This is a genomic window from Bifidobacterium sp. SO1 (assembly GCF_018555335.1).
Lineage (GTDB): Bacteria > Actinomycetota > Actinomycetes > Actinomycetales > Bifidobacteriaceae > Bifidobacterium > Bifidobacterium simiiventris.
This window is the reverse complement of sequence record NZ_JAFEJR010000019.1, coordinates 23,441-49,232: the sequence shown is the minus strand read 5'-3', so window position 1 is coordinate 49,232 and position 25,792 is coordinate 23,441. Positions and strand designations below refer to the sequence as shown.

Here is a 25,792-nt window from a genome sequence, read left to right as displayed (position 1 = left end):
CCTCAGCCGAGGGGGCCGAGACTCTTGAGCATCGCGCAACGACGCGCGATTCCGATACAACAGGCGCATCACCGCAGCACGCCTAGAACGCGTCACTCGGTTTCGAGGGTGGCGAGGAGGGCCTTGTGATCGGAACCGGCGATGGTTTCGGTGGCGAGTTGCCCGATCTTCACACCGCGGTTCTTCGCATACACGATGTGATCGATTTCGATCAGCGAAGGGATCTTCGAGTTCGCGGGATACGTGAAGTGGAAGCCCTCGCCGGCCTGCTCGCCCGCGTCGACGAAACTGTCGCCGAGCAGCGAACGGAAACGCGGATGGTCCCACGTCGAATTGAAGTCGCCCATGATCACATATGACCAGTCGTAGTTCTTCAGATCACTGATCGTGCTCAGTCCCGAACTCCACACGCCCTGGTTGCCGCGCGTGGGCGAGCTCGGATGCGCGGCCACGAACCGCACCGTCGCCTTGCCGATCTGCACCGAACCGGCCGGCATCTGCGAGGCCTCCGTGGGCAGCAGGCTCTCCGAAATGTTGCTCATCGGAGCCATCGTCCACAGGCCGTTGATGCCGCCGTTGTCGCCCGCCGTCGCGACCGACGTCACGTAATACGGCAGCACATCGTATAGGCCGGCCTCCTGCAACGCGGTGAGCAGGCTGTCGCTGACCTCCTCGAGCGCTAGAACCTCCACATGCTGCGTGCGAACGGCTGCGACGATCTGCTGCGCGCTGGCCTTGCCTTCCCGGGTGTTCAGCGTCATGATGCGGGCAACGTTGTCATCGGTGGCGGCGGCCGATGCGACCGTTTGCTTCGCGGTTTCAGAGATCTTCACGGCCGGCATGAAATAGCCGATATGCCACATGACCTGCACCGCGACGCACGCGAGCGCGACCAGCGTGAGCAGCTTGCGCCGCCACAGCACGGCCAGTACGAGCACCACCGCGGCGATGATGCCGAAAATCGGCACAAATGCAAGGATTTCGGGCAGCGCGCGGCCATCCTGATCGACCTTGTTGGTCTCGCGCAGCACCATGATGCCGATGCACGGAAGCATGGCCACCCACAGGAAGAAGCTGAGGAACCCGTGCTTGCCGGGCTTGGTGAACCAGTTGCCGCGCTTGGAACGGGTGCGCTCCTGAGACTGCGGCGATGAGGCGTATGCGTTGTTGTTCATGATATCGGAGCCATTGTTGATGGCAGCCGCACCAAGTTGCCGCTGCGGCTGCACGGCCGGCTGCTCGTATTGTGGGATCGGCGGTACGGGCTGTTGGGCCGGTCGGACGGACTGGATCTGGACCGGCGGTACATACTGCGTCGGCGTGGACTCGAACGACGCCGAGCCAGGCGCGACAGACGAGGGTTGAGCAGGAGCCGGCGGAACCGGCGGTACGTATTGCGTCGGCGTCACCTCGGACTGCGACGCGACGGCAGATCCCCTCAGTCCGGCCGCGCCGGGCTGCTGCAACGGCTGCGCAATCGGCTGGGTCTCGTAGACCTCAGGCATCGCCGCGGCGGGAGCGGCGGACGGGGCAGGCGGCGCTGGGACCGCAGGCATCGCGCGCGTCTCGCCGTCCTGCGCGTCGCCGCCATCCTCCTTGCGCTGCCAGTCGAAGTGATGGCCGTACACGGCATCGTATTCAGGATCGGACGGCTCGTACTGCGGTCTGTTCTGCCATCCTGCGCCGTTCGTCGGTTCGGTCATACGCATCCCCTCTATATCGCGCGCATATCGCCCACGTTGTCATTCATCATCAGTCATCATCAGTTCATCGGTGTCACGCACGTCACGCACGCCACACATCACACCATGCGCATATGGTACTTCTCGGCCAGAGCCGCGATGTCCGGCCGACCGTACTGCTCCACCAAATCCAGCCACTTGCGGCTGTTCTCCTCGCCGAACCGCGCGGCTTTCGCGGTGTACGCATCGACCGACAGGAACTTCGGCGGCGTGGACTTGCTGTGGAACTTGTCGGCCACCATCACCGTCTCCTGCTCGAGGTTGACGGGCACGTAATCGGCCGGCGGCAGCGGCAGCTCCTGCCGGATCACCTCGTCCTTGGTGAGCCCGACGCCGGTGTGGTTGCGGGCGAACTGCGCGATCGACTCGTCCACGCCCTGCCCGAGCAGCCACTCGTAGCCGAGCAGACCGTGCAGAATATAGCGTTTGCCGCTGAACTTGAGCGGTTCGCCGTCCGTGCCGTCGTGCTTGAGCACCTGGTACGTGCCGATGTCGTGCAACAGGCCGCCGATCATCACGAGATGCTCGTCAAGCAGGCGAGGCGGCACTTTGCCGCCTTCCACTCCCCCGGTCGGCGGGACCGCGACGCAGTCCAGCTCGCCAGATTCGGTGTGCGGCAGCGTGCAGCGGCGCATAAACAACGCGTTTTGGCGACGGGCCAGCTGGCATGCGATCTGCGCGACGATCATGCAGTGCGTGTGGATGAGGTCATAGGCGGCTTCGGACGGCGCGATCCGGCGATGCAGTTCGTCGATCTGCTCAAGCGTGGGGATGTATCCGGTCATACGGCCATTGTAAGGCGGGCAACCGAACGGCCGGGCAACCGAACAATCAGATCGAACGCACGCGGAACGTGCCGGTACGGTTCGAGGCGACGATCATCTCGTCGTTGTTGAGCCGCGTCCATCCGTCGGCCTCGGACTGCTCGAACCCGGAGCTGGCCACGACCACGCCACCCTTGCCGGCACCGCGGTCGTCGATCGCGGAACCGTCAAGCGAACGGTAACGCAGCACGCGGTAGTCGTGCGCCTGTTCGCCGCGGCCGTACCGGTCGTACACCTCGACGATGCGCTCGCTCGTCACTTCGCGGCCCGCGGCGCACAGCGCGATGAACTGGTCCTCACTCTGGATCATGCAGTTGTAGCTCGACTTCGGATAGGTCTGGCGCAGCTGGCGCACGGCCTGCGCGACGGCCTCGTCCAGCGCGAAACCGAACCCGATGAACTCGAGGATGACGGAGAAGAAGATCGCCGAATCGGACTGGCCGCCGGTCGCCAGGAACGCGCCCTGGTTGACCGGATAGCTGCGGTTGTTGACGATGTTGACGCCGTGTTCGTCGGAGATGTCGCCGTTGTGGATGAACGTGAGACCGTTCGCGTAGAACGGCTGCTGGTTCTCGAGGATGAGCGGCAGATTCGAGCTGGCGAGCCGCAGATGCCACAGGGCACCGCGCGCGGGGGCGTTCGCAAAGTCGGGGAACACCGAATCGTAGCGCGCGGCGACCGTGCTCTTATACAGTTGGACACCGGTTTCCGGCGCGGGCGCGCCGCCGTCCCGGGTGTAGGGCGGTTCGACGGGCTTCGACAGCAATCCCACACCCCAACCATCGTTGTGGATCTCGCTGAGCTCACGAAACTCGTCTACGGCAGGTTGACCGAGCACGGCCGCAAGGCTCGTATTGGCCCCGGCCGTCGCGTATCCCAGTAATCTGCACATGGTTATGTACTGTACCGGACGCGCGGCGGCCGCACGACGGCGTGGCTATAGGAGTTGCTTATAGCGGTCTATCGTGGATTATTCTCCGGATCGCGGCACGTCGGAAACGCTGTCGGCAGAACGATCAGCAGAACGATCGGCAGAACGATCAACAGTACGATCGGACGGCTTACCGGCGACATGATCGGCCATCTGACCGGCGGCATGATCGCGTCCGGCCGCACCGTCGTTGCCGTCGACCGTATCCGTACCGTTCTTCAGCTGCGGCACCGGATCGGTGATGCGCTGCATCACCACCGTCGTCTCACCGTCCGCAACCGTACGCAGCGGCCGGCGCAAGGCCGCGTCCTGCACGGCCGCGTTCGCCGCGCGCGCCCACGACTTGTTCGACGGGACCGGCTGGCTGACCACGCCGAATCCCGCGTCGGCCGCATCCGCGGACAGGCCGGCGCCGTTCTCGCTCATGCGTCCCTCGCTGCCCGGCTTGCGCAGCGTGACGCGCTTGAGCCGCGGCGGACGGCGCGTGGCGATGAACAGCGGCTGCACCTCGACAATCGGGTTGAACGGCGCCAGACCGAACCATTTGAACGGCGAGCCGGCGATGTGGCGGATCGCGTACTTGGTGCGCAGCGCGACCGCACCCAGCGCCGTGACCTTCGACTCGGGCATGAGATCCTTGTGAATGAGCACGTAGCGGATCGTGCCGATGCCGGGGTCGGCGTCGACCTTCGGATAGATCGACTTCTGTTCGGGCAGTTCGCCGGTGCGGCTCAGATCATGCATGATCTGGTGCAGGTACGGCGGAATCGACTGCGACACCTTGAATCCCAGCCGGATGCGCACGCGGAACAGGTATTCGGTGCCGAAATTCTCCACCGAATACTCGCGCGTGAACGGCTCGTCGGTGGTCTGCACCGACACGACCCACCATGCGCGCGCACGCTTGGGATGCTCGGCGAAGATCGAGAAGAACACGTCGGTGTCGAGCCGCTTCATTTCCGGATCGGCGGTCAGGTAGACGATGTTGTCGGCGAAATACGGGATGCGGAAGTCGCCGTGCAGCCGGCCGAGGATCGGCAGAAAATCGGCCGGACGCATGTGCCGGCGCTGCGAACGTTCAATCTTCGTGCCGCGATCCCACGTATACATGATGAACAGGATCGCGAGCGTGAGCAGCATGGTGAACCAGCCGCCGTGCAGGAACTTCGCCATCGACGCGATGAAGAACATGGTCTGGATGGCGAGGAAAACGAACAGGAAGACGATCGCACCGACGCGACGGCCTGCGTACCAGATGTAGACCGCGAGCAGGATCGTGGTGGTGATCATCGTGATGGTGAGCGCCAGTCCATACGCGGCCGAGATGTGTTCGGAGTCGCGGAACATGGCGAGGACGGACAGCGTGGCGGCCAGCAGCACGCCGTTGACGACCGGAATGTACAGCTGGCCGCGGGTGCTGGCCGGGTAGCGCACCTGCAGGTGCGGCATCCAGTTGAGTCGGGTCGCCTCGGAAACCATCGTGAACGCGCCCGTGATCAGGGCCTGGGAGGCGATCACGCCGGCGGTGACCGACAGTACGACCGCCACGTAGCGGACGTTCGTGTTCATCATCTGGAAGAATGGGTTGAGGCTGGCGATATGCGCGAGCTGCGCGTTGTGCTGGTTCCTGAGCATCCACGCGCCCTGGCCGAAATAGCACAGCACGAGCGAGATCTTGATGAACGGCCAGGTGAAGTAGATGTTGCCGCGGCCGACATGGCCCATGTCGGAGTACAGCGCCTCCGCGCCGGTGGTGGACAGGAACACGGTGCCCATCAGCGCGATGCCGGCGGCGTTGTGCGGGCTGAACAGGAACCGGATGCCGTACACCGGGTTGAGCGCGGCGAACACCGTCCAATCGTTAGACAAGTTCACGGCCCCCACAACCGCCAGGAACGTGAACCACACCAGCACGATCGAGCCGAACACCCTGCCGATGCTTTCCGTTCCGCGCGATTGCACCGCGAACAGCACCACTATGATCACCACCGTGATCATCAGCGTCAGATCGGGATCGCTGTCGAACAGCCCCTCGAGCGGCGGCAACGTCTTCAGACCTTCGACTGCGGAACTGATCGAGACGGCCGGCGTGAGCACCGAATCGGCGAGAAACGCCGCGCCGCCGACCATCGCCGGAATGGCCAGCCATGTGCCATGCTTGCGGATCAGCGAATACAGCGCGAAGATGCCGCCCTCGCCGTTGTTGTCGATGCGCATTGCAATGAACACGTACTTGACGGTCGTGATCAGCGTGATCGACCAGAAAATCAGCGACAGCAGACCGAGCACGGCCTCACGGTCGGCATTCGCCAAGCCGCCCTGACCCGACAGAAACGTCTGCGCGGTGTACAGCGGCGAGGTGCCGATGTCGCCGTAGACCACGCCGAGCGCGACGAGCGCCAGCGACCACGTGATCTTGTTCGGGCCGGACTGCAGACGCGCCCACCAGCGACCGAGCGGCCCCTTGCTCTCGGTCTCGGCGAGCTTCACGGCCTCTTTCTGCTCGGCCATGCGCCGCTTTTCAAGTTCTTCTTTTTCCTCTTTGGTGAGGGTTCGTTTGGAAACCTTGGGCGCGTTCGTGAACGTGTCGGCCTTCAGCAAGGTTTCGTCGGGTTGTTGCGCCATAAACACTTTCCTCCACAGTGGCAGGGGACCTTCCTCCGCCTGAGCACCACCTCGCATGCAAGAAGCCCGCCGGAACACGTTCTCCGACGGGCTTCTTCGCTGCTTAGGGGCCAGTCTAGGCGCGTTTGGGACTTTTGCCAACTTTTCACAGACCGACGCAGTTCGCTACGCCCGGAAAAACAAGGCGTTTCCCAGTCCTTTGCACATCCGTCATATTCACGACAGGATCAGCGCAATGATGCATATGTTATGCAAGCGTAGCGAGCCTAGGCTCCCTCGGCTGAGGGAGCTGGCGGCCGAAGGCCGACTGAGGGAGCGTCAGAAGGTTGGCGTCAGATCCCGTACACTGTCCGCGTCGTCTCGCGCGTGCCGCGCGCCACGTCGGCGATCGGCATGTCGAACACGTCCGCGAGCGCGGCCAGCGTGTACGGGATCATATACGGCGCGTTCGTCCGGCCGCGGTATGGCATCGGTGTCAGGTACGGCGCGTCAGTCTCGACCATCACGTGATTCAGTCCGACGATCCTGGCCGATTCGCGGATCCCGTCGTTGCCCTTGTAACTGCACGTTCCCGACATACTCAGGTACCAGCCGTGCTCGCGTGCGATCTCGGCCATCGCGGCGTCGCCCGAGTAGCTGTGGAACACGGTGCGTTCGGGGGCGCCGTCGGCGAGCAGCGTCTCGATGACTTCCCTGTGCGAGTCGCGGTCGTGGATCTGCATCGGCAGGTTCAATTCCTTGGCGAGCGCGATATGCGCGCGGAACGCCTCGCGCTGCAGGTGCGCAACGGATTCGCCGGTGCGGAACAGGTCCATGCCGGTCTCGCCGATCGCGACGACCTGTTTCGGGTATGCTCTGGCGAGCCGTGCGACTTCGGCCATCGCATCGTCGAAGCTCACGTCGTGGTACGGCTGGTATTTCACGGCAAGTCCGTCCGGACCGGGCGCCGCGCGATGGCCGTGGCGTACGGCTTCGTTGGGGTGGATGGCAATGGCCGCGTGCACCTGGCCCGGGTGTTCGCGGGCCATGTCGATCGCAACCTGCAGGTTCGGCAGTTCGCAGCCGCAGTCGATGATGCCGGTCACGCCGACCGCCGCGGCTTGGGCGAGCAATTCGTCCACGCCGTATACGGGGACTTCCGGCTGGCCTTTTTCGACCGCTTCGTGGCTCATGGCACGGGCGAACGGCACGACGGAGGCGACGTGCGTATGGTTGTCGATGACCTGCGCGTCGGCCGGCAATGCGGGCGGCGCGGGCGCCCAGCTGCGGTCGCGGTGATGATGCTTGCTCATGGGTCACCAGTGTAGGCCGGCCGACTGCCCGCGGGTTTGCCGTCTTGCCGTCACGCCTTGCGGGCGAGCTGCACGGCGGTGCCGGAGGCGGTGACCATGAGCATCGAACCGTCGGTGCCGAGCACCTCGTAGTCGATGTCGACACCGATCACGGCATGCGCGCCGAGGGCTTCTGCGCGCTGCTGCATCTCGGCGATCGCCTCGTTGCGGGCGTTCAACAGCTCCTCCTCGTAACCTTGGCTGCGGCCGCCGAACATGTTGCGAAAGCTCGCGCCGATGTCCTTGAACATGTTCACACCGGCGACGACCTCGCCGAACACGATGCCCTGATAGTTCGTGACCGTGTAGCCGTCGACCGACGGCGTGGTGGTGACCAGAATCATGGTCGATCCCCTTTGCTCGAATCGTGTGGCCGGATCAGACCGACCGCTCCCAACGGTCTCATTGTACGTCCGCATCGCGGATCATCCCATATCACGAACGACGCGAAGAACGCGTAATGGGTCCGTTCCACGTCATGCTGATTGAGTGATGGTCGTTACCCCCAGCTCGCAGATCTCGCAGATAACCGGAGCCGGAGCCACGCCCGGCTATCGCACGCTGACGATGTCCGCGCCGAACGGCCACAGCGCCAGTTTGGCCATCTTGAACGACTGGATGCCGAACGGGATGCCGATGATCGTGATGCAGTTCGCCAATCCGGCGCCGACATACCCGATCGCCATCCACCAGCCGACGAACACCACCCACAGGATGTTCGCCAGCGTGGATCCGACACCGCCGCGGTACACCACCGTCTGCCCGAACGGCGTCAGCGTAAGCGCCGCCATTTTGAACGCCTGGAGTCCCAGCGGAATGCCGATGATCGTCACGCACAGCACGAGGCCGACGATCGCCCAGCCGAGCGACAGGAACAGGCCGCCGAGGATCAGCCACAGAATATTGCCTAACAGTCTCATGAGTCCATCATGGCATGTGCGCGGCGCGCAAAGGCTCAGGGAAACCACTGATTCGTCCCTGATTCGGGGGCGACGGCCAGGCGGGCGGAGTGCGGGGCCGCGGAGACGGCTGGATGGCGTCCGTTTCCTGCCAGGATCAGAGCTTTCTGGCGGGAAACGGACGCTACGGGAGCCAAAAATGTCCGTTTTCCTCCAGAAGATATCGATTCTGGCGGGAAACGACCTCTACAGGCGCCCGCAGAGGTCGTTTTCCTCCAGAAGGGCTCCGATCATAGCAGGAAACGACCGCTACGCCGCCCGGCGGCTCCTACAGCCGCTGCGCGTTGTCGATGAGCGCGGCCTTGAGATCGGACTCGATCTGGCGCATCTTCACCTGAGCGGCCTCGCGGTTCGCCTTGCCTTCCTTCTGGATCTGCACGGTTTCGCGCAGCGTGGCGATCAGCTCGGAGTTGATCTTCTCCAACGTGTCGATCTCGATCACCGACCGCTGGTTCGCCTTCTCCGCGTCCACCGCGCCCTTGTGCAGCGCCTCGGCGTTGCGCGAGAGCAGCTTGTTGGTCACGTCGTCGGCCTTGTTCTGCAGGTCGAGCGCCTGCCGCTGGTTCGACAGGCCCAGCGCGATCACCATCTGCGACTTCCACACCGGGATCGTGGTGGAGATGGTTGTGTCGATCTTGTCGACGATGGTCTGGTCGGCGTTCTGGATGATCTTGATCTGCGGCGCGGTCTGCAGCGTGACGACGCTCACGCGGTCGAGGTCGTCGAGCCGCTTGGCGAACCGGTCGAGCTTGGACTTGAAGTCCTTGAGCACCTGCGCCTGCATCGCGTCGCCGCTGTTCGCCGCCTCGGCCTCGAGCGCGGGCAGCTGGTTCGCGTTGAAGTCGGCGAGCGCCTTCTTGCCGGCGAGCACGGTGAGCTTGAGCGAGCGGTACTGCTGCGCGTTCTGCTCGTACATGGTGTTGTACATGGAGATGTCGGCGACGAGCTTGGCCTGCGCCTGTTCGAGCTTGGTGATGATCTCGTCGATCTGCGCGTCGACCTTCTGGTAGCGGCGGCGCAGTTTGTCGATGGAGACGGCGACCTGGCCGATGATCGGGAGCTTGCGGAAGCCGCCGAGTTCGGCCTCGTCGATGGTGGTGAGCATGGTGGCGAGCAGGTCGCCGGCCTCGCCGGTGTCTTTGGACCGGGTTTCGGAGAGGATTTCGTCGGCGAACGTGGAGGTGGCGCGCTGCACGTCCTTGCCGTACGACGATTCGATGCCGTCGCGCGTCAGGTCGATGTTGCCGGCGAGCTGGGCGATCTGCTGCTGGTCGGCGGCGGGCAGCTTGGCGATCTGCTCGTCCGGCGTGAGCGCGGCTTCGGCCTTGGCCTGGTCGGCGGTGGGGACGACCGTTCCGGCGGCCGGATCGGCGGGTGTGGCGAGGCTCGGCGAGACGACGGCGTTGTTGCCGCCGGCGAGGTCGGCGAGGGTGAGTTGCTTGGTCATGATGGTTCCCCTTTCGGATGTTGGTGCTGGTTTCAGCTCAAGGCTTTGATGATGGCCTGCATGGCGGCGTTGTTGGGCAGTTCGGTGACGGCGGTGACCTGTTCGAGCGTGCCGGGCACGTTGAACCGCTTGATGGAGTCCGTGCCGGCGAAGTTGGCCGCACGGAACCCGTGGCGTTCCCATGCGAGCTTCTGCACGGCTTCGGATTTGAGCAGTTTCAGCAGTTGCGAGCCCTTGTCGTCGAGCGCGATGAGCGTGTGCGTGCTCCACACGGTCGGCGTGGGGTAGACGATCACGACATCGTCCTTCACCTGTTTGAATGCGTCCGGCTGGTTGACCGCGAGGTCGAGCAGCTGCGATTCGTAGCCGATCATCATGGGTTTGGAGCCGACTCCGAGCGTCAGAAACTGGTTGAAGCTGTCTTCCGAGCTGGTTTCCATCCAGCCTGATTTCGCGAAGATCGCCTTGATCTTGGCGGAGTCGCGTGCGACCGAGTCGGTTGTGGCCGGCTGTCCGCCGTTGAGCACCGTCGCGACGAGCGCCGCGTATTCGTTGCCGGAGTTGGATTTGACCGGATCGGTCGAGTCGATGCGGAACTGGCCGTAGCCGTTCTGATAGCCGACGTCGGCCCACGTCTTGTTGTTCGTCATCGCGTCGACGGCCTTGGCCATGTCCAGGTGGTACGCGCCGGCCGAATCCTTGCTCATGATCCCGCTGCCGACGAGCGCGTCGGCGACGGTCTTGTGCGTGTAGATCACGATCGGCGAGTTGAACACGATGTCGGCGTTCGACGTGTCCACGCCCTTGGCCTTGCCGTATTCGACGGCCGCGCGCGACGACGGGAACAGGTAGTCCATGCCGGCCCGGTCGGCGTCCATCATGGCCAGCGATCCGGCCTTGCGGTAGTTGACCTTGAGGCCGGATTGCTCGGCCAGTTTGGCGAATTCGTCGTCGTCGAACAGACCGATTTTCTCGCCGCCGAGATAGCCGTTGACCTCCTGGATTTCGACCGGCTTGGGCTGGGACTGCCGCCAGACGATCGTGCCGAGGATCACGATGACGACCACGACCAGCGACACGAGTCCGAAGATCTTCGATTTCGTGAGTTTCATTGCGCCTTCCCCTCTGCACCGTCATGTACGGCATCGTCATGTTCCGCGCCGCCGTCGCCCGCCGTCGAATAGCCGTCCATGCTGGCGAGGCGCTGGATCGCTTCGGAATCGGCCGCGATGCCGAGCGTTTTGGCCGACACCGCACGCGACAGCTCCCCGGCCGCCGTGCGTTCGAGCACCTGCAACGCCTCGACCGTCTCGCGCTGGGCGACCGGCAGCTGGTCGTGCGCCCCGGAGCGTTCCACGTCAACATACGATTTGAGCAGTTTCGCCGTCTGCCCGCCGTACACGTTCGTGTAGTGCCGCAAGGTCGCGTACGCGCTCGTGTCGGTGGTCACGTACCGCGTCAGGTCACGCGTCGCGGCGATGAAGTCGTCGGCCTCGCGCCGCACCTGCGGGTCGCCGATCTGCCCGGCGAGCATGCTGATGCGGTTCAGCATAGCGTTCGCGTCGTCGATCGCGGCCGCGGCCTTCTGCCCGTTCGGCAGAGCGGACACGACGATCTTGCCGAGCCGGCGTTCCGGCTGCAACAGCGTCGAGCCGGCGATGTAGCCGCCCACCGCGCACACCACGCCGAGCGCCATCCCGAGCAGACCGCCGCCGGCCAGCCAGAACGCGAGACCGGCCAGTCCCAGTCCGATGACGAATCCAGCAATCACACCGATCATCAGTTGAAGCCCTTGACTTGACGGAATACTGCGGCAAGATTGCCGTCGCGGCCATCGAACACCTTCGCGTTGCTCAGGTTCGCGAGTTCGTTGAGCTGGTCGGGGTCGGCGTCGCCGAACATGATCGAGAAGATCGGCACGTCCTGCCCGCGCGACCGGTATTCGTCGGTGAAGTAGTTCTTGTCGCCGGTGTCGGACTGGCCGTCGGTCATGAGCACGATCGCGGTCGTGTAGTTGCCCGGGTTTTCCGGCAGCATGCCGAGCGCGGAGTTCAGACCGTCGTAGATGTTCGTGCCGCCGGTCGCCTCGGTGGTCTCGGCGCGCGACAGCAGTTCGCCGGTGTTCGCGCCGTTGACGCGCGTCGCGTTTTCGGCGGTGGACGAGAACGGGATGAGGATGTTCACGTCGCCGTCCGACGGTTCGATGTGCGACTGCTTCGCCTCGTTCGGGTCGAGCGCGGCCTTGAGCCCGCCGACCACGCCGTCCTTGCCGTCGCCGCTCATCGAGCCGGAGTAGTCGACAACCCAGATCGTATAGCTGGGTTTGCGCAGCTTGGTCTGGTAGACGGTGAGCGCCTGGCTGATCACGTCGGCCGACGGCAGTGCGATCGTTTTCAGCGCGTCGGCGCTCGTGTTCACGCCCCACTCGGCGCGGAACGATTGCTTGACATCGTTGTCGCTGCCGAACGCAAGCGTGCCGCCGAGTCCGGTGCGCCGACCGGCGCGCTCGAACAGCAGCTTGGAGTCCTTGGAGCTCAGGGCCTTCTGAAACTTTGCGAACGACGAGTCGAGATTCTGCCCGCGATCGACGTAGCCGAGCGGCGAATCGGATACCGCGATGCCGTCGGCCGGATAGATCGTCAGCAGCGGGTCATGGCCGTTCTGCGTGAGCTGTTTGTCGGCCTGGATGACCAGCGATTCGTAGTTGACCATCGAGTCGAACCGGTCGGGGTTCGCGACAACCATGTCCTTGAGCCAGTCGGACGAGCCGGACGACCGGTCGACGCCCTTGAGCAGCGCGGTCACCTGATTGGTAAGCTTTGCATCGCTGAGATCGTTGGCATTGAGCGGCTCGTCGCGTCCGGTGAGCGCGGTCATGAACGCGAGATACGCGGACGCGCCGGAGTTCGACTGCGTGGCCGAGGTCATCGAGAACTTGAGTTTGCCGGACGATACGGCGGCGAGGATGTCGGCGGTCTTGACCGGTTTCGTCTTGCCGGACGAATCGGCCCAGCCGAGATCGACGGCCTTGGACTTGGCGATGCCGAACACGATCGGCGTGGTGGACGTGCTGGCCGCGTCCTTGACGATGTGCTTGGTGTCGCCCATCGAAATCCACATCGACGACGCCGGCCAGACCGCGTCGTAATTGCCGCCGCCGTTCTCGAGCGCGGTCATGATGTCGAGCGATCCCATGTAGTTCATGGTGACGGCCACGCCGGAATCGTCAACCGCCTGCTGAATCGCTTCAGCTACTTCCTTGTTTTCCGAACCGGATGCGATGTTCAGCGTGGCTTCGGCCTTGCCCTTGGCCGGCGTGAACGACTGCGTCTTGCCCGGGTCCGCATTGCCGCTTCCGCCGCTGCCCGGCATCGAGCATGCGGCGAGCATCGTCAGCGAGGCCACGATCGCAACAGCCGCCGTCACCGTCCGCCGGACCGCGGATCGCATGGCAATGGCCGCGCGGAACCCGACCGCGACGTCACGGCCTGTTTCACGAAGCGTTTCACACACTACGTTGTTGCGAGAACCCTTGCTTGTTCCACTCATATCACCATTGTCGAATACGGCGGCATCACGGCAACCAGCAACACCTGAACGCATGGTGAACAGTACATTACGTTTCGGCGCCGGCAACATCGCTCCGCACGCACGCTACGCGGCGCTGCCCCCGCATCACCGTCCGCAACCACCGCTGAGTTACGGCCTCAGCGCACCAGGAACACCATCGCGAGGATCATCGCGAACCCTGCGAAATCGGCCGGCGAGAACACCGCGCCCGCCCACGCCACCGACGTGATCGTCGCGGCGACCGGCTCGCTTGTGCCGAGCATCGTCGCCCGCATCGAACCAACGCGCATCATCCCGGCCAGAAACAGTCCGAACGCGCCGAACGTGCCGAACACCACCGTGTACACCATCAGCAGGGCGCCGAACCAGTCCAGCGCCGGCGCGCTCGCCCACGGCCGCACCACCGGCAGCAGCACCAGTCCCGAGATCACGAACATGATCCCGTTCACCGTCATGTTGCCCCACCGCGCGATCAGCCGGATCGGCAGCACCGACATCGCGGCGGTCGCGGCCGCGTTGATCAGGCCCCACATCAGGCCGATCGCCGGCAGCATGATCGTCGTCAGGTCGCCGCCGGTCGCCAGCAGCACCACGCCGGCGAACGCGAGCGCCACGCCCACGCTTTCGCGCAGGTTCGGCCACCGTCGCCTACGGATGCATACGTACGCAAGCACGAACAGCAGGTTCAGCGATTGCAATACGGTCGCCGTGCCCGCGTTCGTCGCGTTGATCGAACACAGGTAGGCGACCTGAACGAGCAGCACGCACACCAGCGCGCTGCCGATGAGCGACGGATACCCCTTGCGGTCGGCGAGCGCGCCGATCAGCAGACGACGCTGGCGCACGGCCGCGACGGCAAGGAACGTGATGCCGGCGAACAGTTCGCGCACGCACGCGATCCACAGCGGATCGGCATGGTACGTGCCCATGAGCAGTTTCGAGACGGTGGCGTTCGTGCCCCACATGACGCCGCCGGCGAGCACGAGCGCCGCGCCGATCAGGATGTCGCGCGGGGTGCGCTCGAACGAGGGCTCCCGACGACGACTCCGTCCGCTGCGCTCCGCCATCACTGCACCGCCCGATCTTTCCTCTGCGTGAATCACAAACCCACGCATTGTATCGCGCAGGATCGGGCGGCACACGGAAACGGCCGCAACCAAGCCAACGTACTGCGACGCGGGCTCGGTTACGGCCGCAACGACCGGAACGGTCGGACGGAAACCGGCCAGCCGGCGGACATCAGTCGAACCGGCCAGCCGGCGACGGCTTACGCGTTGAACACGTACTTGTCGAGGCGGTCCATTGCCTCCTTGACGCGGCTCAGCGGCAGCGCGAGGTTCATGCGGATCGCGCACGGCGCCTTGAACATGCGCCCGTCCTGCCAGGCCACGCCCACGTCCCAGCCGCGCTTCTCGAGCTCGGGCAGTTCGACGCCGTGCTCCTTGCACCATTCGCTGCAGTCGAGGAATAGCATGTACGTGCCCTGCGGCTTGGCGAGCGAGACGCCCTTGAAGTGCGTGGTGATGTAGTCGTAGGCGTAGTCCACGTTCTCGGTGAGCACGTCGCGCAGCTCGTCGCACCACTCGTAGCCTTCCGGCTTGTACGCGCCGATGAGCGCGTGCATCGAGAGCACGTTCATCTCGTTGTAGTGCGACTTGGAGCCCTTGGCGACGATGCGGTCGCGCAGGTACTTGTTGTAGATGATGTGGTAGCTGCCGACCAGGCCGGCGAGGTTGAACGTCTTACTCGGCGCGTAGAACGCGGCGGTGCGGTTGCGGGCGTCCTCGCTGACCGACTGGGTCGGGATGTGCTTGTGGCCGGAGAGGATGATGTCGGACCAGATCTCGTCGGAGATAACGACGACGTCGTTCGCCTTGTAGACCTCCATCGCCTTTTCGATCTCCCAGCGCTCCCACACGCGGCCGCACGGGTTGTGCGGGCTGCAGAACACGGCGACGTGGATGTTGTTCTCCTTGATCTTGCGGTCCATGTCCTCGAAGTCCATGCGCCAGATGCCGTTCTCGTCGCGCTTGAGCGGGCTGTGGACGATGTGGTAGCCGTTGTTCTCGATGCTCATCGTGAAGCCGATGTAGGTCGGGCTGTGCAGCAGCACCGAGTCGCCGGGGGCCGCGAACGCGGTCAGCGTGGAGATCACGCCGCCGAGCACGCCGTTCTCATAGCCGATGGCCTCCTTGGTCAGGCCGGTCACGCCGTTGCGCACGGACTGCCACTTGATGATCGAGTCGAAGTATTCGTCGGTGGGCTGGAAGTAGCCGAACGCCGGATGCTTGGCACGTTCGATGATCGCTTCGGTGATGGTCGGGACGGTGGGGAAATTCATGTCGGCGACCCACATCGGAATCACGTCGAAGCCTTCCTTCGGCGGATCGGGAGCGAATCCCGGCATGGTGCCCGGGCCATCAACCGCGATGGAATCCTTGCCGTGGCGATCCATGATGGACGTGAAATCGTAGGTCATTGACGTGTTTCCTTTCTGACATACGTGGAGTGCCGGCACATGTCGAACCGGCACTCCGTTTGCGGCCCCGGCCCGGGCTGCCACCGCGGGCCTGCGGCCAAACTGTATTTAGCTTAATCGCTTCAGATGCTTGCCACAGCAACCGCGGCCGAAACCGCCGCCGGTTCGGCGTCCGCGACTTCGGCGGCCACCACCGCAGCCGGAACCGCGCCATCCGTGACTGCCACGCCGCGGCTCACGTCCACGGCCAGCTCACGCTTGGCCCGCGAGCGCTCCTGCACGCGGTAGACGACGAACAGCATCAGCATCCACGGCACCGTCACCAGGTACGTGATCCGGTAGGCCGGCATGATCGCCATCATCACGAGGATCAGCGCCATGAACGCGAGCGCGAAGATGTTCGAGTACGGCCACCACGGCATCTTGAACGTCAGCTCGTCTTCCTTGCCTTCGCGGCGCTTGATCGTGCGGAAGTGCAGCTCGCTGAGCAGCTCGCACACCCAGCCGAACACGAGCATGAACACGACGATCGCGGAGCACAGTTCGAACGCGCGCTCGGGCAGCACCATCATGAGCAGCACGCCGAGGATCTGGCCTGCGGAGATCGTGAGCACGGACGCGTACGGCACCTTGTGCTTGGAGACCTTGGCGAGCGCCTTCGGGGCGCGGCCCTGCAACGCGAGGTTGTAGATCTGGCGACTGTAGAGGTACATGCCGCTGTTGAGCGAGCTGAGCGACGCGGTGATCACGACGAAGTTGATGATCGAGGCGGCGGCCGGGATACCGATCTGCGAGAAGACCTGCACGAACGGGCTGCCGACGCCGGCGAGCTTGTTCCACGGCCACATGCACAGCATGACGAGCGTGGCGCCGACGTAGAAGATCATGATGCGCCAGAACACGCCGTTGACGGCCTTCGGCAGGGTCTTCTTCACGTTGGCCGCCTCGCCCGAGGCGCAGGCGACGGAGTCGGTGCCGCCGAACGCGAACGCGACGAGCACGAGCGAGAACATCAGGCCGGTCAGGCCGTTGGGCAGGAACCCGCCGCTGGCGGTCAGGTTGTGCAGCAGCGCGGCGTGGCCGCCGTCGCCGAGTCCGGTCACGATGATGCAGCTGCCGCAGGCGATCATCGCGAGGATCGTGACGACCTTGATCGCGGACAGCCAGAATTCCATCTCGCCGAACGACGATACGGACACGAGGTTCACGGCGGCGATCACGGCCAGCGCGACGGCTCCGGACACCCACGTCGGCACCTGCGGGAACCAGTACTGCACGTACGCGCCGAGGGCGCTGAACTCGGCGCCGATGCCGCCGATGCAGCCGAGCAGGCCGGTCCAGCCGAGCGCGAATCCGGCGAACGGGTGGATGTAGCGGCTCGCGTAGGCGACGGTCGCGCCGGCGACCGGTTCCTCGACCGCGATCTCGCCGACCGCGCGGCACACGAAGAAGATCGCGAGTCCGGCGATCGCGTAGGCCAGCAGCACGGCCGGCCCGGCGTACTGGATCGCGCCGGACGATCCGTAGAACAATCCGACGCCGATCGCGCCGCCGATCGCGATCATCTGCATATGCCGTGGCTTGAGCCCGCGCTGAAGATCGTCCTGTTCATAGTCGGCCTGTGAAGTCTCCATCGTGGCCACCTCCTTACACCGTGCCGTCGCGGATCGAATATCCGCGGCGTTTGCATGACAGTATGGGCCGGGCACGTTGCGGGTCTGGTCGCGTTGTGTTACGGGAATGATAATTATTTTGCAGAAAGATAAATTATTATCACTTTGCGGATTTTCGTCGAACGGACGCGGGCGGGCGCGATCGCGCGGGTGCGTCTAGGATGATGGCACACCGCGCGGCGGCGGGCGCTGCGGATCGGCACGAACCCACGGTCCGATCGAACCGCCTGTAGTCCTGCCGGACGGCCTGCCCAGTCCGTCCGAACCGACCGGAACAGTCCGAACCGGCGTGGACCGTTACAGACCGAGCAGTCCGACCGGTCGGCCCGCACAGCCCGAACCGACCGAACCAGACGAATCACCCGAGAAGAGAGCACATGCCAGCATCACCGAACATCTCCCCCGAACTCAAGCCCTACGCGGCGCTGGTCGACTTCCTCGGCGTGGCGCTCGGACGCAACACCGAGGTCGTGCTGCAGGACTGCCGCGACTTCGAACATTCCATCGTGGCCATCGCCAACGGGCACGTCAGCGGACGCTCGCTCGGCGGGCCGGCCACCGACCTGATCCTGCGGGTGTGGCGCAACCGCGAATATGAGCGGCGCGACTACATCACGCGCTACACGGGCACCACGGCGGACGGGCGCGAGCTGGTGTCGTCCACGTTCTTCATCCGCGACGAGGACGGGGATGCCATCGGGACGCTGTGCATCAACCACGACGCGTCGACGCTGGTGGGTGCGGTGCATGCGGTGGCCCAGTTGTTCGACTATCTGGCGCCGGCGATGCCGAAGGGGTTCGGCGCGGCCGTGCGGCGAAGCACGCTGGCCGGGGATGCCGCGGGCGCGGAGGCCGACGGGGCGGCCGACGCGGCAGCCGACGCGAAGACCGCCGACGGCACGGCGGACGCGAACGGCACGGAGACCGGCGCGCACGGCGAAGGCGGCGGATCCGGCGACGCCGGGACCGTCGGACAGACCGACCGTGCGGCAGGCCACGACGGCCATGAGCCGGGATGCCGGTGCTGCGCGTGCGATCCAGGAGCCGGTTCCGCGGCCGGCCCGGCCGGCGCTGCCGCGTCGCATGCGCGCCTGTCCGCGCCGATCGAGAACTTCTCCGTGAACGCCGAGGATCTGACCATCAGCCGCATCACGGCGTTCTGCGCGAACGCGGGGGTCGAACCGGAGCGCATGAGCCGCGACGAACGGCTCGCCCTCATCCGCGAGCTGGAGGACGCGGGTGTGTTCACACTCAAGGGCGCGGTCGACACGGTCGCGGAACGGCTCGGCGTATCCCAGCCGTCCGTCTACCGCTACCTCAAGCAGGTGCGAGCCGGCGCCGAATAGCTCTCCGTGTGGCGAAAGCCGTCACAGCGTCTGGATCTCGTTCGACTCGTAGAAGTCGAGGATCTGCTTGAGGTACGGGCGGAACGTGTCGTTCGGCATGCTGAAGATCTCATGCACCGACTCGGGGTAACGCACCAGCCGAATGTCGCCGCCGCCGTTCTTCACGCGGGCGACGAACCGGTTCTGCGGTTCGTTGAGCACCCAGATGTCGCGGCCGGCCTGGAACAGCAGCACCGGCGTCTCGATGTTCTCGCACGCGTCCGGCTTGAGTACCGCGTGCGAGAGGCGCAGCGCCTCGCGCACCCACGCGAAGGCGGCCGCATTGGTCTGGCAACGCTCGTCCTCGCAGCGGCACTCGTGATACCAGCGCGTGCGCGCCGCGGACGCGCCCACATGTTCCTCCGGCTTGTACTCCGGCACGAACGGCCCCTGGCCGAACACCGGATGCTTGCCAAGGCCGATGCCGCACATCACTTCGGCGAGCGCGCGGGCCAGCCAGTTCGGGACGCCGGTGGCGGGGGCGATCATGGGGGCGGAGAGCACGGCCTTGTCGAAGAGGGTCGGATGCTGTTCGAGCACGGCCGCGCCGATGCCGCCGCCCATCGAATGGCAGAACAGGTTGAGCGGCTGTCCGTCGGCGTACTGTTTGCCGATCGTGTCGGCGAATTTGGCGAGGTCGGCCACATAGCGGTGCCAATCGTCGATCCACACAAGCCAGTCGTCGCTCACGTCGCGGGCGGAATGGCCGTGGCCGCGGTGTTCCATGAGGCAGACGGAATAGCCGGCGAGGAGGAAGTACCAGATGAGTTCGGAATATTTCTTGGAGAACTCGGTGAAGCCGTGCGAGATGACGATCGCGCCGCGGAAGATGCCGGTCGCATCGTCCTCGCGCAACGCGTCGAACTTGGCCGCGTCGTAGCAGACGTAGTGCAGCTTGCCGGCGTGCGCCGCATCCGCTGCGTCACCGCCGCCCTCAGCGCCACGGACAGCGGTTCCGGGCAACACCGGCAGCCCATCCACTTCGGCCGGTTCCATCCATCCTTCGGCGCGGCATCGCGTCAATGCCGGCAGCACCTTCCCGCGCATCTCGTCGGCGTACCGGTTCTCATCAAGCATCCTCAGATCCATGCCACCATGCTACCCAATCCGCCGACGCGAGAAACCGGGCAAAACACCATGCCCGTCCGCGCAACACGCGCCGCTCCCGTCACATCACCTTCGTGCTTTCGAGGTTGCGGATGATCCAATCGTTCAGGCGAATCACCGGCTTGCGCAGCACCAACCCGAGCAGCAGCACCGGCACGAGGAACAGCGCCAGCTTGCCCATCGACACCCAATATTCCATGCCGTACGAGCCGGCCATCGCCGCGTGCATCGCGTCCACCGCGTACGGGAACAGCAGCCACCGCGACAGGATCTGGAAGAACGTCGGCAACGTCTCGATCGGGAACGTGCCGCCCGTGCCGGCCACCTGCACGACGAGCAGCACCACCGCGATCGCCTTGCCGATGTCGCCGAACGAGACGGTGAGCGTGTACATGAGCGACGAGAACACGAGCGCGGCCAGCCACCCGGCGAGCAGGAACTGCAACGGATGCTCGCACTGCACGCCCAGATACAGCAGGTCGCCGAGGCACACGAGCGTGCCCTGCATGAGCGCGAGCGCCCCGAAGATCATGTACCGTCCGAAGTATTCCTGATGCAGTTTCAGTCCGAACCGGCTCGCGTTGCCCGGCGATTCGGGCCGAGGCTTCATGAGCACGTCGAGCGCGGCGGCCGGTCCCGCGGCGCGTCCCGCGATCACCGCCTCGCGCAGCCCCATCGTCTCGCCGAGCGGCAGTTCGTTGCCGAGTCCGAGGATCTTCGCCTTCTCATGGTCGGAGATCGACACCTTGAGCATGGCGACGAGGATGATCGCGCCGACCCAGATCGACAGCACCGTGTAGAACGGCGTCATCGCGGAGCCGTAGTTCGCGATCGGATACACGGCGATGCGGTTAACGGAGACCGGCGCGCTCAGCACGGTCGCGAGCGTATCCGGGTCGCTGGTGAGCGACGACACGTCCGGCACGCCGCCCGACAGCGTGGACTTGATGGTCGATGAGAGATCGTCGAGTTTCGCGGCCGATTTGGCGAGCGTGGACGACGCGTCGGACATCGCCGTGCGCATGCCGGAGATGCTGCCCGACATGCTGCCCGACAGTCCGGAAACGCTGCTGATGGTGGCGCTCAGCCCGTCGACCACGGTGCCGGTCTGCGTGGCCACGTCGTTCATGGATGATGCGAGCGCGTCGAGCTGCGGCTTGAGCGTGGCGTTGTAGGAGTCGTTGAGGCTGCTGACGGATTGCCGCGCGGCGGCGATCTTGTCCTTGAGCTGCTGGCGCGCGGCGTCAGCGTCGGCGGTGCCCGTGTTGAGCTGTTTCGCCGCGTCGCCGAGCGAGGCGGCGGCGTCGGCGAGTGCCGTCTGAGCGTCGCGGGCCTTCGCGGAAGCCGCGCCGAGCGCCGAGCGCACGTCCGAGACGGCCTGTTCGCCGATCGTCGTGCCGGTCTGGTCGGCCAGCGACTGCGCGAGCGAGTCCAGCGCGGACGCGTACGAGCCGAATCCGTCGGCCTGTTCCTGGATCTTGGCTTGCAGGTCAGTGAGTTTGCCGGAGACCTGCGAGGATTGCGAGTTCACGTCGTCGAACGCGGCGTCGATCTGCTTGCTGATCGAATCGTACGACGAATCGGCCTGGCCGAGCGCGGTTTTCACACCGCTCGTCGCGCCGGTGAGCGCGCTGTCGAGCCCGCTCACGCCGTCGCTCGCCTGCGCGATGGCCTTTTTGGTATCGGCGGCGCCAGATCCGGCCGATCCGAGCAGTTTGTCGGTGGACGTGATGATATCGTTCGCAGCCCCAAGCAGCGACGAGTACGCGTCGATCTGCGCGGCCGTGCTCGTGAGCTTGGACGACATCGACGACAGGTGCTCGGTCGCGTTCGTCACGTACTGCGACATTTCCGGGCTCTGCGCGTAGTCCGCGACGCTGGATGCGAGGTTGAGCGCGACCTCGCCGAGCGTTTTCACGAAGGTCTGGTCGATGGTCGTGGCGACCGTGGATGCACCCTGATCGGTGATGTGCGGCGCGATCGGGTTGATTTTCTCGTTGAGGTAGTATTCGAGCTTCGCGTGCTTGACCTTGTCGGAGAACAGCGTCATCATGTCGGCGCTGAAGCTCTTCGGGATGACGAGTGCGGCGTAGTATTCGCCGGAGTGCACGCCGTCGATGGCCTTGTCCTTGTCGACGAACTGCCAGTCGAGCTGGTGGTTGGCACGCAGCGCGTTCGTCACGGTCTCGCCCACGTTGATGGTGACCGGCATGAGTTCGGACTTGTAGCCTTTGTCGACGTTCGCGACGGCGACTTTCAACGACTTGGTGTTGCCGTACGGGTCCCAGCTGGCGGCGATGTTGTACCACGCGTACAGCGACGGCATGATGACCAGGCCCATCGCGACGATGACCGCGATCACGTTGCGCGTGGACTGGCGTACGTCGCGCACGAAGATTCGCCAGATGTTCCTCATCGCGCGTCTCCTTCCGTCGTGTGATTGCCGTTGCCGGCAGAACCGGTTCCCCCACCATTGTCATTTCGAGCGGAGCGATCCACACCATTGTCATTTCGAGCGGAGCGCAGCGGAGTCGAGAAATCTTCCGTCGCCGATTCACCGGAAAGATTTCTCCGCTCGCTACGCTCGGTCGAAATGACAGGAGTGGCCGAGTCGGTCGGAGTCGGATCGGCAGCATGCCTACGCCGATGGCGGCCGCCGAGAATCGGCAGCTCCTGCGTGATCTCGTTGATGTCCGGGCTGGAACCGTATTCCAGATCGTCCGCAACGTCCGTGCGATTGTCACGCGCGGCGCCGGCCGCCAATCCGCCGAGCAATCCCGGAACGGCAGCCGCGGCAGCCAAGCCGCCCGCACGCCGCGCCTCATGCCGCCCGTGCGTGCGCCGCCACACGTAGCCGTTGAGCATCACGTCGCGGAACTCGTCCGCGCTCATCGCGCTCACGCCAAGCTGGCGCGCGTAGCTTTCGCGCGTGTATTCCACCACGATCAGATACGCGTCGATCACGATGATCGACGCGATCCACGCGGTCAGCATCTGTATCTTCGCGGGCAGCACGAACAGCAGCACGAGGAACACGACCGGCAGCACGGTCAGCAGCGCGAGACCGGCGACGATCATGCGCGGATACATCGCGAAGAACCGGTGCGCGCGCCGCTTGATGACCTCGCGCATGTCCGCGCTGTCGGACACCGCACGGAACACGCGCGTCAGGCTCACGCGCTCGTTGACCATCGAATTGTGTTCGGTGATCATCAGGTCCGTGTCGCCGAGGCGACGGTCGAACAGCGCGTTCAGGTTCATCGCGTACCGCCGCACGACGAGGCCGACGAACAGCGCGGCCGGCAGGTAGTACGCGAGATGCAGCATGTCCGACCAGTACTGCCCGCCGTACAGGCCCGCGATCGGCCCGCGCATCGCGTTGATGCCGTACGTGAACGGCAGCCACGGGTGCAGTTCGCGGAAGAAGTCGGGCATGAGTTCGATCGGGTACAGGCCGGACGCGCCCGGGATCTGCATGATGACGAGGATGACCGCGACCGCCTTGCCGATATGCCGGAACGCGACGGCCAGCGCGTAGATGATGTTGATGTACACGAACGAACAGAACACGCCCGCGAGAATGAACAGCAGCGGATGGTCGCACTGGATGCCGAGCACGAGGTCGCCAACGCACGCGATGACCGACTGCATGAATCCGACCGTCACGAGCAGCAGCCAGCGGCCGAGATACGCCTGCGTGGCGGTCACGTGCTTGAGCGATTCGCGGTCGACCTCGAGCTTGTAGATCGCGATGAGCACGAAGCCGCCCACCCACAGCGCGAGGTTCGTGTAGAACGGCGTGACCGACGACCCGTAGTTGTCGACCGGGTACACGACGTTCGTGTGCAGCGTGACCGGCGTGCCCATGAACTCGCCGAACCCCTTGCTGTCGAGGTTGAGCGCGTCGCGGATCTTCTGGTACGCGGCCGAGCTGTCGAGCGCGGCGATGTCGGTGCGCACGGTGGTGATGTCGGCGGAGACCTGTGCGAGCGAGTCCTTCGTGGCGCCGAGCGTGGTTTTGGTCTGCGCAAGCGTTGAGGACAGTTGGTCGAGCAGCCCGCTGGTCTGGTCGAGCGTCGAGTCGAGCGAGGTGAGCGTGCCGTTCAGGGTGCCGTTGAGCGCGGAGAAGCTGTTCAGTGAGGCGGTGATGTTCGGCAGGATCGTGCCGGTGAGGCTGCTTCGCGCGGTGCCCAGCGTGGCGATGCCGCCGCTTGCGGTGTCGGTGAGCGCGCCGGAGAGGTTGCCGGTCGCATCCTTGCCGCTCGTGATGAACTGCGTGGTGTCCTGGTGGAACGTGGCGACCTGCTGTTGCTGCTGGGTTATGGCCTGGTCGATCGCATCGACCTGTTTCCAGATGCGTTGGCCGACCTTATCAGTGGTGTCTTGCGGCAGTCCGGCATCGTTGAGCGCGGTTTTGATCCGGTCGATCGTTGCGGCGACGCTGTCGAGCGGCTTGTTGATCGCGTCGGTGACGGTGTCGACCGAATCCTGCGCTTGGTTGAACGTGCCGGTGATCGTGCCGGCCGACTGGTTCGCGGTGACGGCGAGCGCGGACAGTTGCGCGGACCCGTCGTCGAGTTTGCCGACGAGCTGCGTGGAGAAGTCCTGCGCGCCGGACTGTGCCTGCGCGAGCAGGCCGCCCGCGTTGCCGGACGCGAGTTTAGCCGCGGCGATCGTCGATTTGAGATCGGCGACGTTCTGCTTCGCGCTGTCGATCGTGCCGGTCGACTGGTCGATGGTTGACTGCAGGTCGGTCAGCGACCGCTGCACGTCGTCGAGGTCGGCGAGCACGGTATTGAGGTCGCCGATCGTGTCCTGCTGCGTATCGTTCGCCGCGTCGCCGATCGTGTTGCCGGCTTTCGTGATCGTGTCCGCGAGCGTTTCGGCCACGGTCGAGACGAACGTCGCGTTGATCTGCGAATCGATCGTCGTCGCGCCGGTGTCGGTGATCTTCGGCGCGATCGCGTTCTTCTTTTCGTTGACGTAGTACTTGATCTGCGGTTTGTTCTTCGAACCGGTGACCGAGCCGACGAGGTTTTCGCTGAAGTCTTTCGGCAGGACGATCGCCGCGTAGTATTCGCCGGACTGCACGCCTTGGATGGCTTGTTCCTCGCTGACAAACCGCCAGCCGAGGCTGCTGTTCTTCTTGAGCTGCGCGACGACCTGCTTGCCGGCGTTGAGACTGCCGACGAGGTCGTTGGTCGCGCCGGCGTCGTCGTTGGCGACGGCGACCTGCAGGTTGCCGGTGGCCGAGTACGGGTCCCAGTTGGCGAGGATGTTGAACCATGCGTACAGCGACGGGATGATGGCCACGCCGAGCGTGACCACGAGGGCGACGGGGTTGCGGACGATCCGCAGGAAGTCGCGGGTGAAGATCCTCAAAATCGTGTGCACGTACATCCTCTTTTCACACCACGGCCGCTGGCATCAGCCCCACTATAAAACGCGCCGCTGTCCAGATATCCGTTCGGCGAACACACATCGACCGCTATGCGGCCGCGGGTCTCTCACATAGTGGCGGGTGCGGGACGGCGCACCATGCCCCGGGTGCAGTTCCGCGGGTGCCACGCTCTCTCTTTGCACGGTGCGAGGTCGTTTTCCGCCAGGATCTGGAGGTTTCTGGCGGAAAACGACCGCATAATCGCCCCGCAGAGGGCGTTTCCCGCTAGGAGCGGCCCTTTTCTCGCGGAAAACGGTCGCTAGGGGGCGTCCCAGCGTC

Annotated in this window: 17 protein-coding genes and 1 pseudogene; 1 reads left to right on the top strand and 17 read right to left on the bottom strand. The window is 64.8% G+C overall.

Annotation, left to right across the window (positions count from 1 at the left end; genetic code table 11):
• Nucleotides 1-92: 92 nt before the first annotated feature.
• The 14 genes from JS541_RS12460 to JS541_RS12395 form a co-directional block, all read right to left on the bottom strand.
• Nucleotides 93-1,703 (bottom strand): endonuclease/exonuclease/phosphatase family protein, encoded by a 1,611-nt coding sequence (locus JS541_RS12460; RefSeq protein ID WP_214374806.1) that lies wholly within the window; start codon nt 1,701-1,703, stop codon nt 93-95.
• Between the two features lie 98 nt (nt 1,704-1,801).
• Nucleotides 1,802-2,527: an HD domain-containing protein gene (locus JS541_RS12455; RefSeq protein ID WP_214374805.1), complete on the bottom strand. Its 726-nt coding sequence runs from the start codon at nt 2,525-2,527 to the stop codon at nt 1,802-1,804.
• Between the two features lie 46 nt (nt 2,528-2,573).
• Nucleotides 2,574-3,458 (bottom strand): class II glutamine amidotransferase, encoded by an 885-nt coding sequence (locus tag JS541_RS12450; RefSeq protein WP_214374804.1) that lies wholly within the window; start codon nt 3,456-3,458, stop codon nt 2,574-2,576.
• A 78-nt stretch (nt 3,459-3,536) separates the two neighbouring features.
• A complete protein-coding gene (locus JS541_RS12445; protein WP_214374803.1) occupies nt 3,537-6,122 on the bottom strand; it encodes a KUP/HAK/KT family potassium transporter in 2,586 nt (861 codons plus the stop codon).
• A 332-nt stretch (nt 6,123-6,454) separates the two neighbouring features.
• Nucleotides 6,455-7,414 (bottom strand): TatD family hydrolase, encoded by a 960-nt coding sequence (locus tag JS541_RS12440; protein ID WP_214374802.1) that lies wholly within the window; start codon nt 7,412-7,414, stop codon nt 6,455-6,457.
• A gap of 50 nt (nt 7,415-7,464) precedes the next feature.
• On the bottom strand, nt 7,465-7,797 hold the full coding sequence (locus JS541_RS12435; RefSeq protein ID WP_214374801.1) for a putative heavy metal-binding protein: 333 nt from the start codon (nt 7,795-7,797) through the stop codon (nt 7,465-7,467).
• A 207-nt stretch (nt 7,798-8,004) separates the two neighbouring features.
• Nucleotides 8,005-8,373, bottom strand: a complete 369-nt coding sequence (locus tag JS541_RS12430; protein WP_214374800.1) for a YccF domain-containing protein — start codon at nt 8,371-8,373, stop codon at nt 8,005-8,007.
• 307 nt (nt 8,374-8,680) lie between these two features.
• Complete coding sequence (locus tag JS541_RS12425) at nt 8,681-9,859, bottom strand: toxic anion resistance protein (RefSeq protein WP_236036997.1); 1,179 nt, start codon at nt 9,857-9,859, stop codon at nt 8,681-8,683.
• Nucleotides 9,860-9,891: 32 nt separating this feature from the next.
• The gene (locus JS541_RS12420; protein ID WP_214374799.1) at nt 9,892-10,971 is read right to left on the bottom strand and encodes a substrate-binding domain-containing protein; all 1,080 of its coding nucleotides are present in this window, start codon (nt 10,969-10,971) and stop codon (nt 9,892-9,894) included.
• On the bottom strand, nt 10,968-11,639 hold the full coding sequence (locus tag JS541_RS12415; RefSeq protein WP_240539360.1) for a hypothetical protein: 672 nt from the start codon (nt 11,637-11,639) through the stop codon (nt 10,968-10,970). Before JS541_RS12415 ends, JS541_RS12420 begins: the two co-directional genes overlap by 4 nt.
• On the bottom strand, nt 11,639-13,309 hold the full coding sequence (locus JS541_RS12410) for a VWA domain-containing protein (protein WP_240539359.1): 1,671 nt from the start codon (nt 13,307-13,309) through the stop codon (nt 11,639-11,641). Before JS541_RS12410 ends, JS541_RS12415 begins: the two co-directional genes overlap by 1 nt.
• Nucleotides 13,310-13,566: 257 nt before the next feature.
• Nucleotides 13,567-14,496 (bottom strand): DMT family transporter, encoded by a 930-nt coding sequence (locus JS541_RS12405; RefSeq protein ID WP_240539358.1) that lies wholly within the window; start codon nt 14,494-14,496, stop codon nt 13,567-13,569.
• A gap of 200 nt (nt 14,497-14,696) precedes the next feature.
• Nucleotides 14,697-15,908, bottom strand: coding sequence for an aminotransferase class I/II-fold pyridoxal phosphate-dependent enzyme (locus tag JS541_RS12400; RefSeq protein WP_214374797.1), 1,212 nt, complete (start codon nt 15,906-15,908; stop codon nt 14,697-14,699).
• 122 nt (nt 15,909-16,030) lie between these two features.
• On the bottom strand, nt 16,031-17,542 hold the full coding sequence (locus JS541_RS12395; protein WP_214374796.1) for an amino acid permease: 1,512 nt from the start codon (nt 17,540-17,542) through the stop codon (nt 16,031-16,033).
• A 416-nt stretch (nt 17,543-17,958) separates the two neighbouring features.
• On the opposite strand from JS541_RS12395, the gene JS541_RS12390 reads away from it, so the two are divergent.
• Complete coding sequence (locus JS541_RS12390; RefSeq protein ID WP_214374795.1) at nt 17,959-18,927, top strand: transcriptional regulator; 969 nt, start codon at nt 17,959-17,961, stop codon at nt 18,925-18,927.
• Between the two features lie 21 nt (nt 18,928-18,948).
• Here the strand turns inward: JS541_RS12390 and JS541_RS12385 are convergent, their stop codons facing one another.
• The 3 genes and pseudogenes from JS541_RS12385 to JS541_RS12375 form a co-directional block, all read right to left on the bottom strand.
• Nucleotides 18,949-20,055, bottom strand: a complete 1,107-nt coding sequence (locus JS541_RS12385; RefSeq protein WP_214374794.1) for an alpha/beta fold hydrolase — start codon at nt 20,053-20,055, stop codon at nt 18,949-18,951.
• A gap of 79 nt (nt 20,056-20,134) precedes the next feature.
• Nucleotides 20,135-22,489, bottom strand: a complete 2,355-nt coding sequence (locus JS541_RS12380; RefSeq protein ID WP_214374793.1) for a YhgE/Pip domain-containing protein — start codon at nt 22,487-22,489, stop codon at nt 20,135-20,137.
• Nucleotides 22,490-22,893: 404 nt separating this feature from the next.
• Nucleotides 22,894-25,467, bottom strand: a pseudogene (locus JS541_RS12375) (YhgE/Pip domain-containing protein); the annotation flags it as partial.
• Between the last annotated feature and the right edge of the window lie 325 nt (nt 25,468-25,792).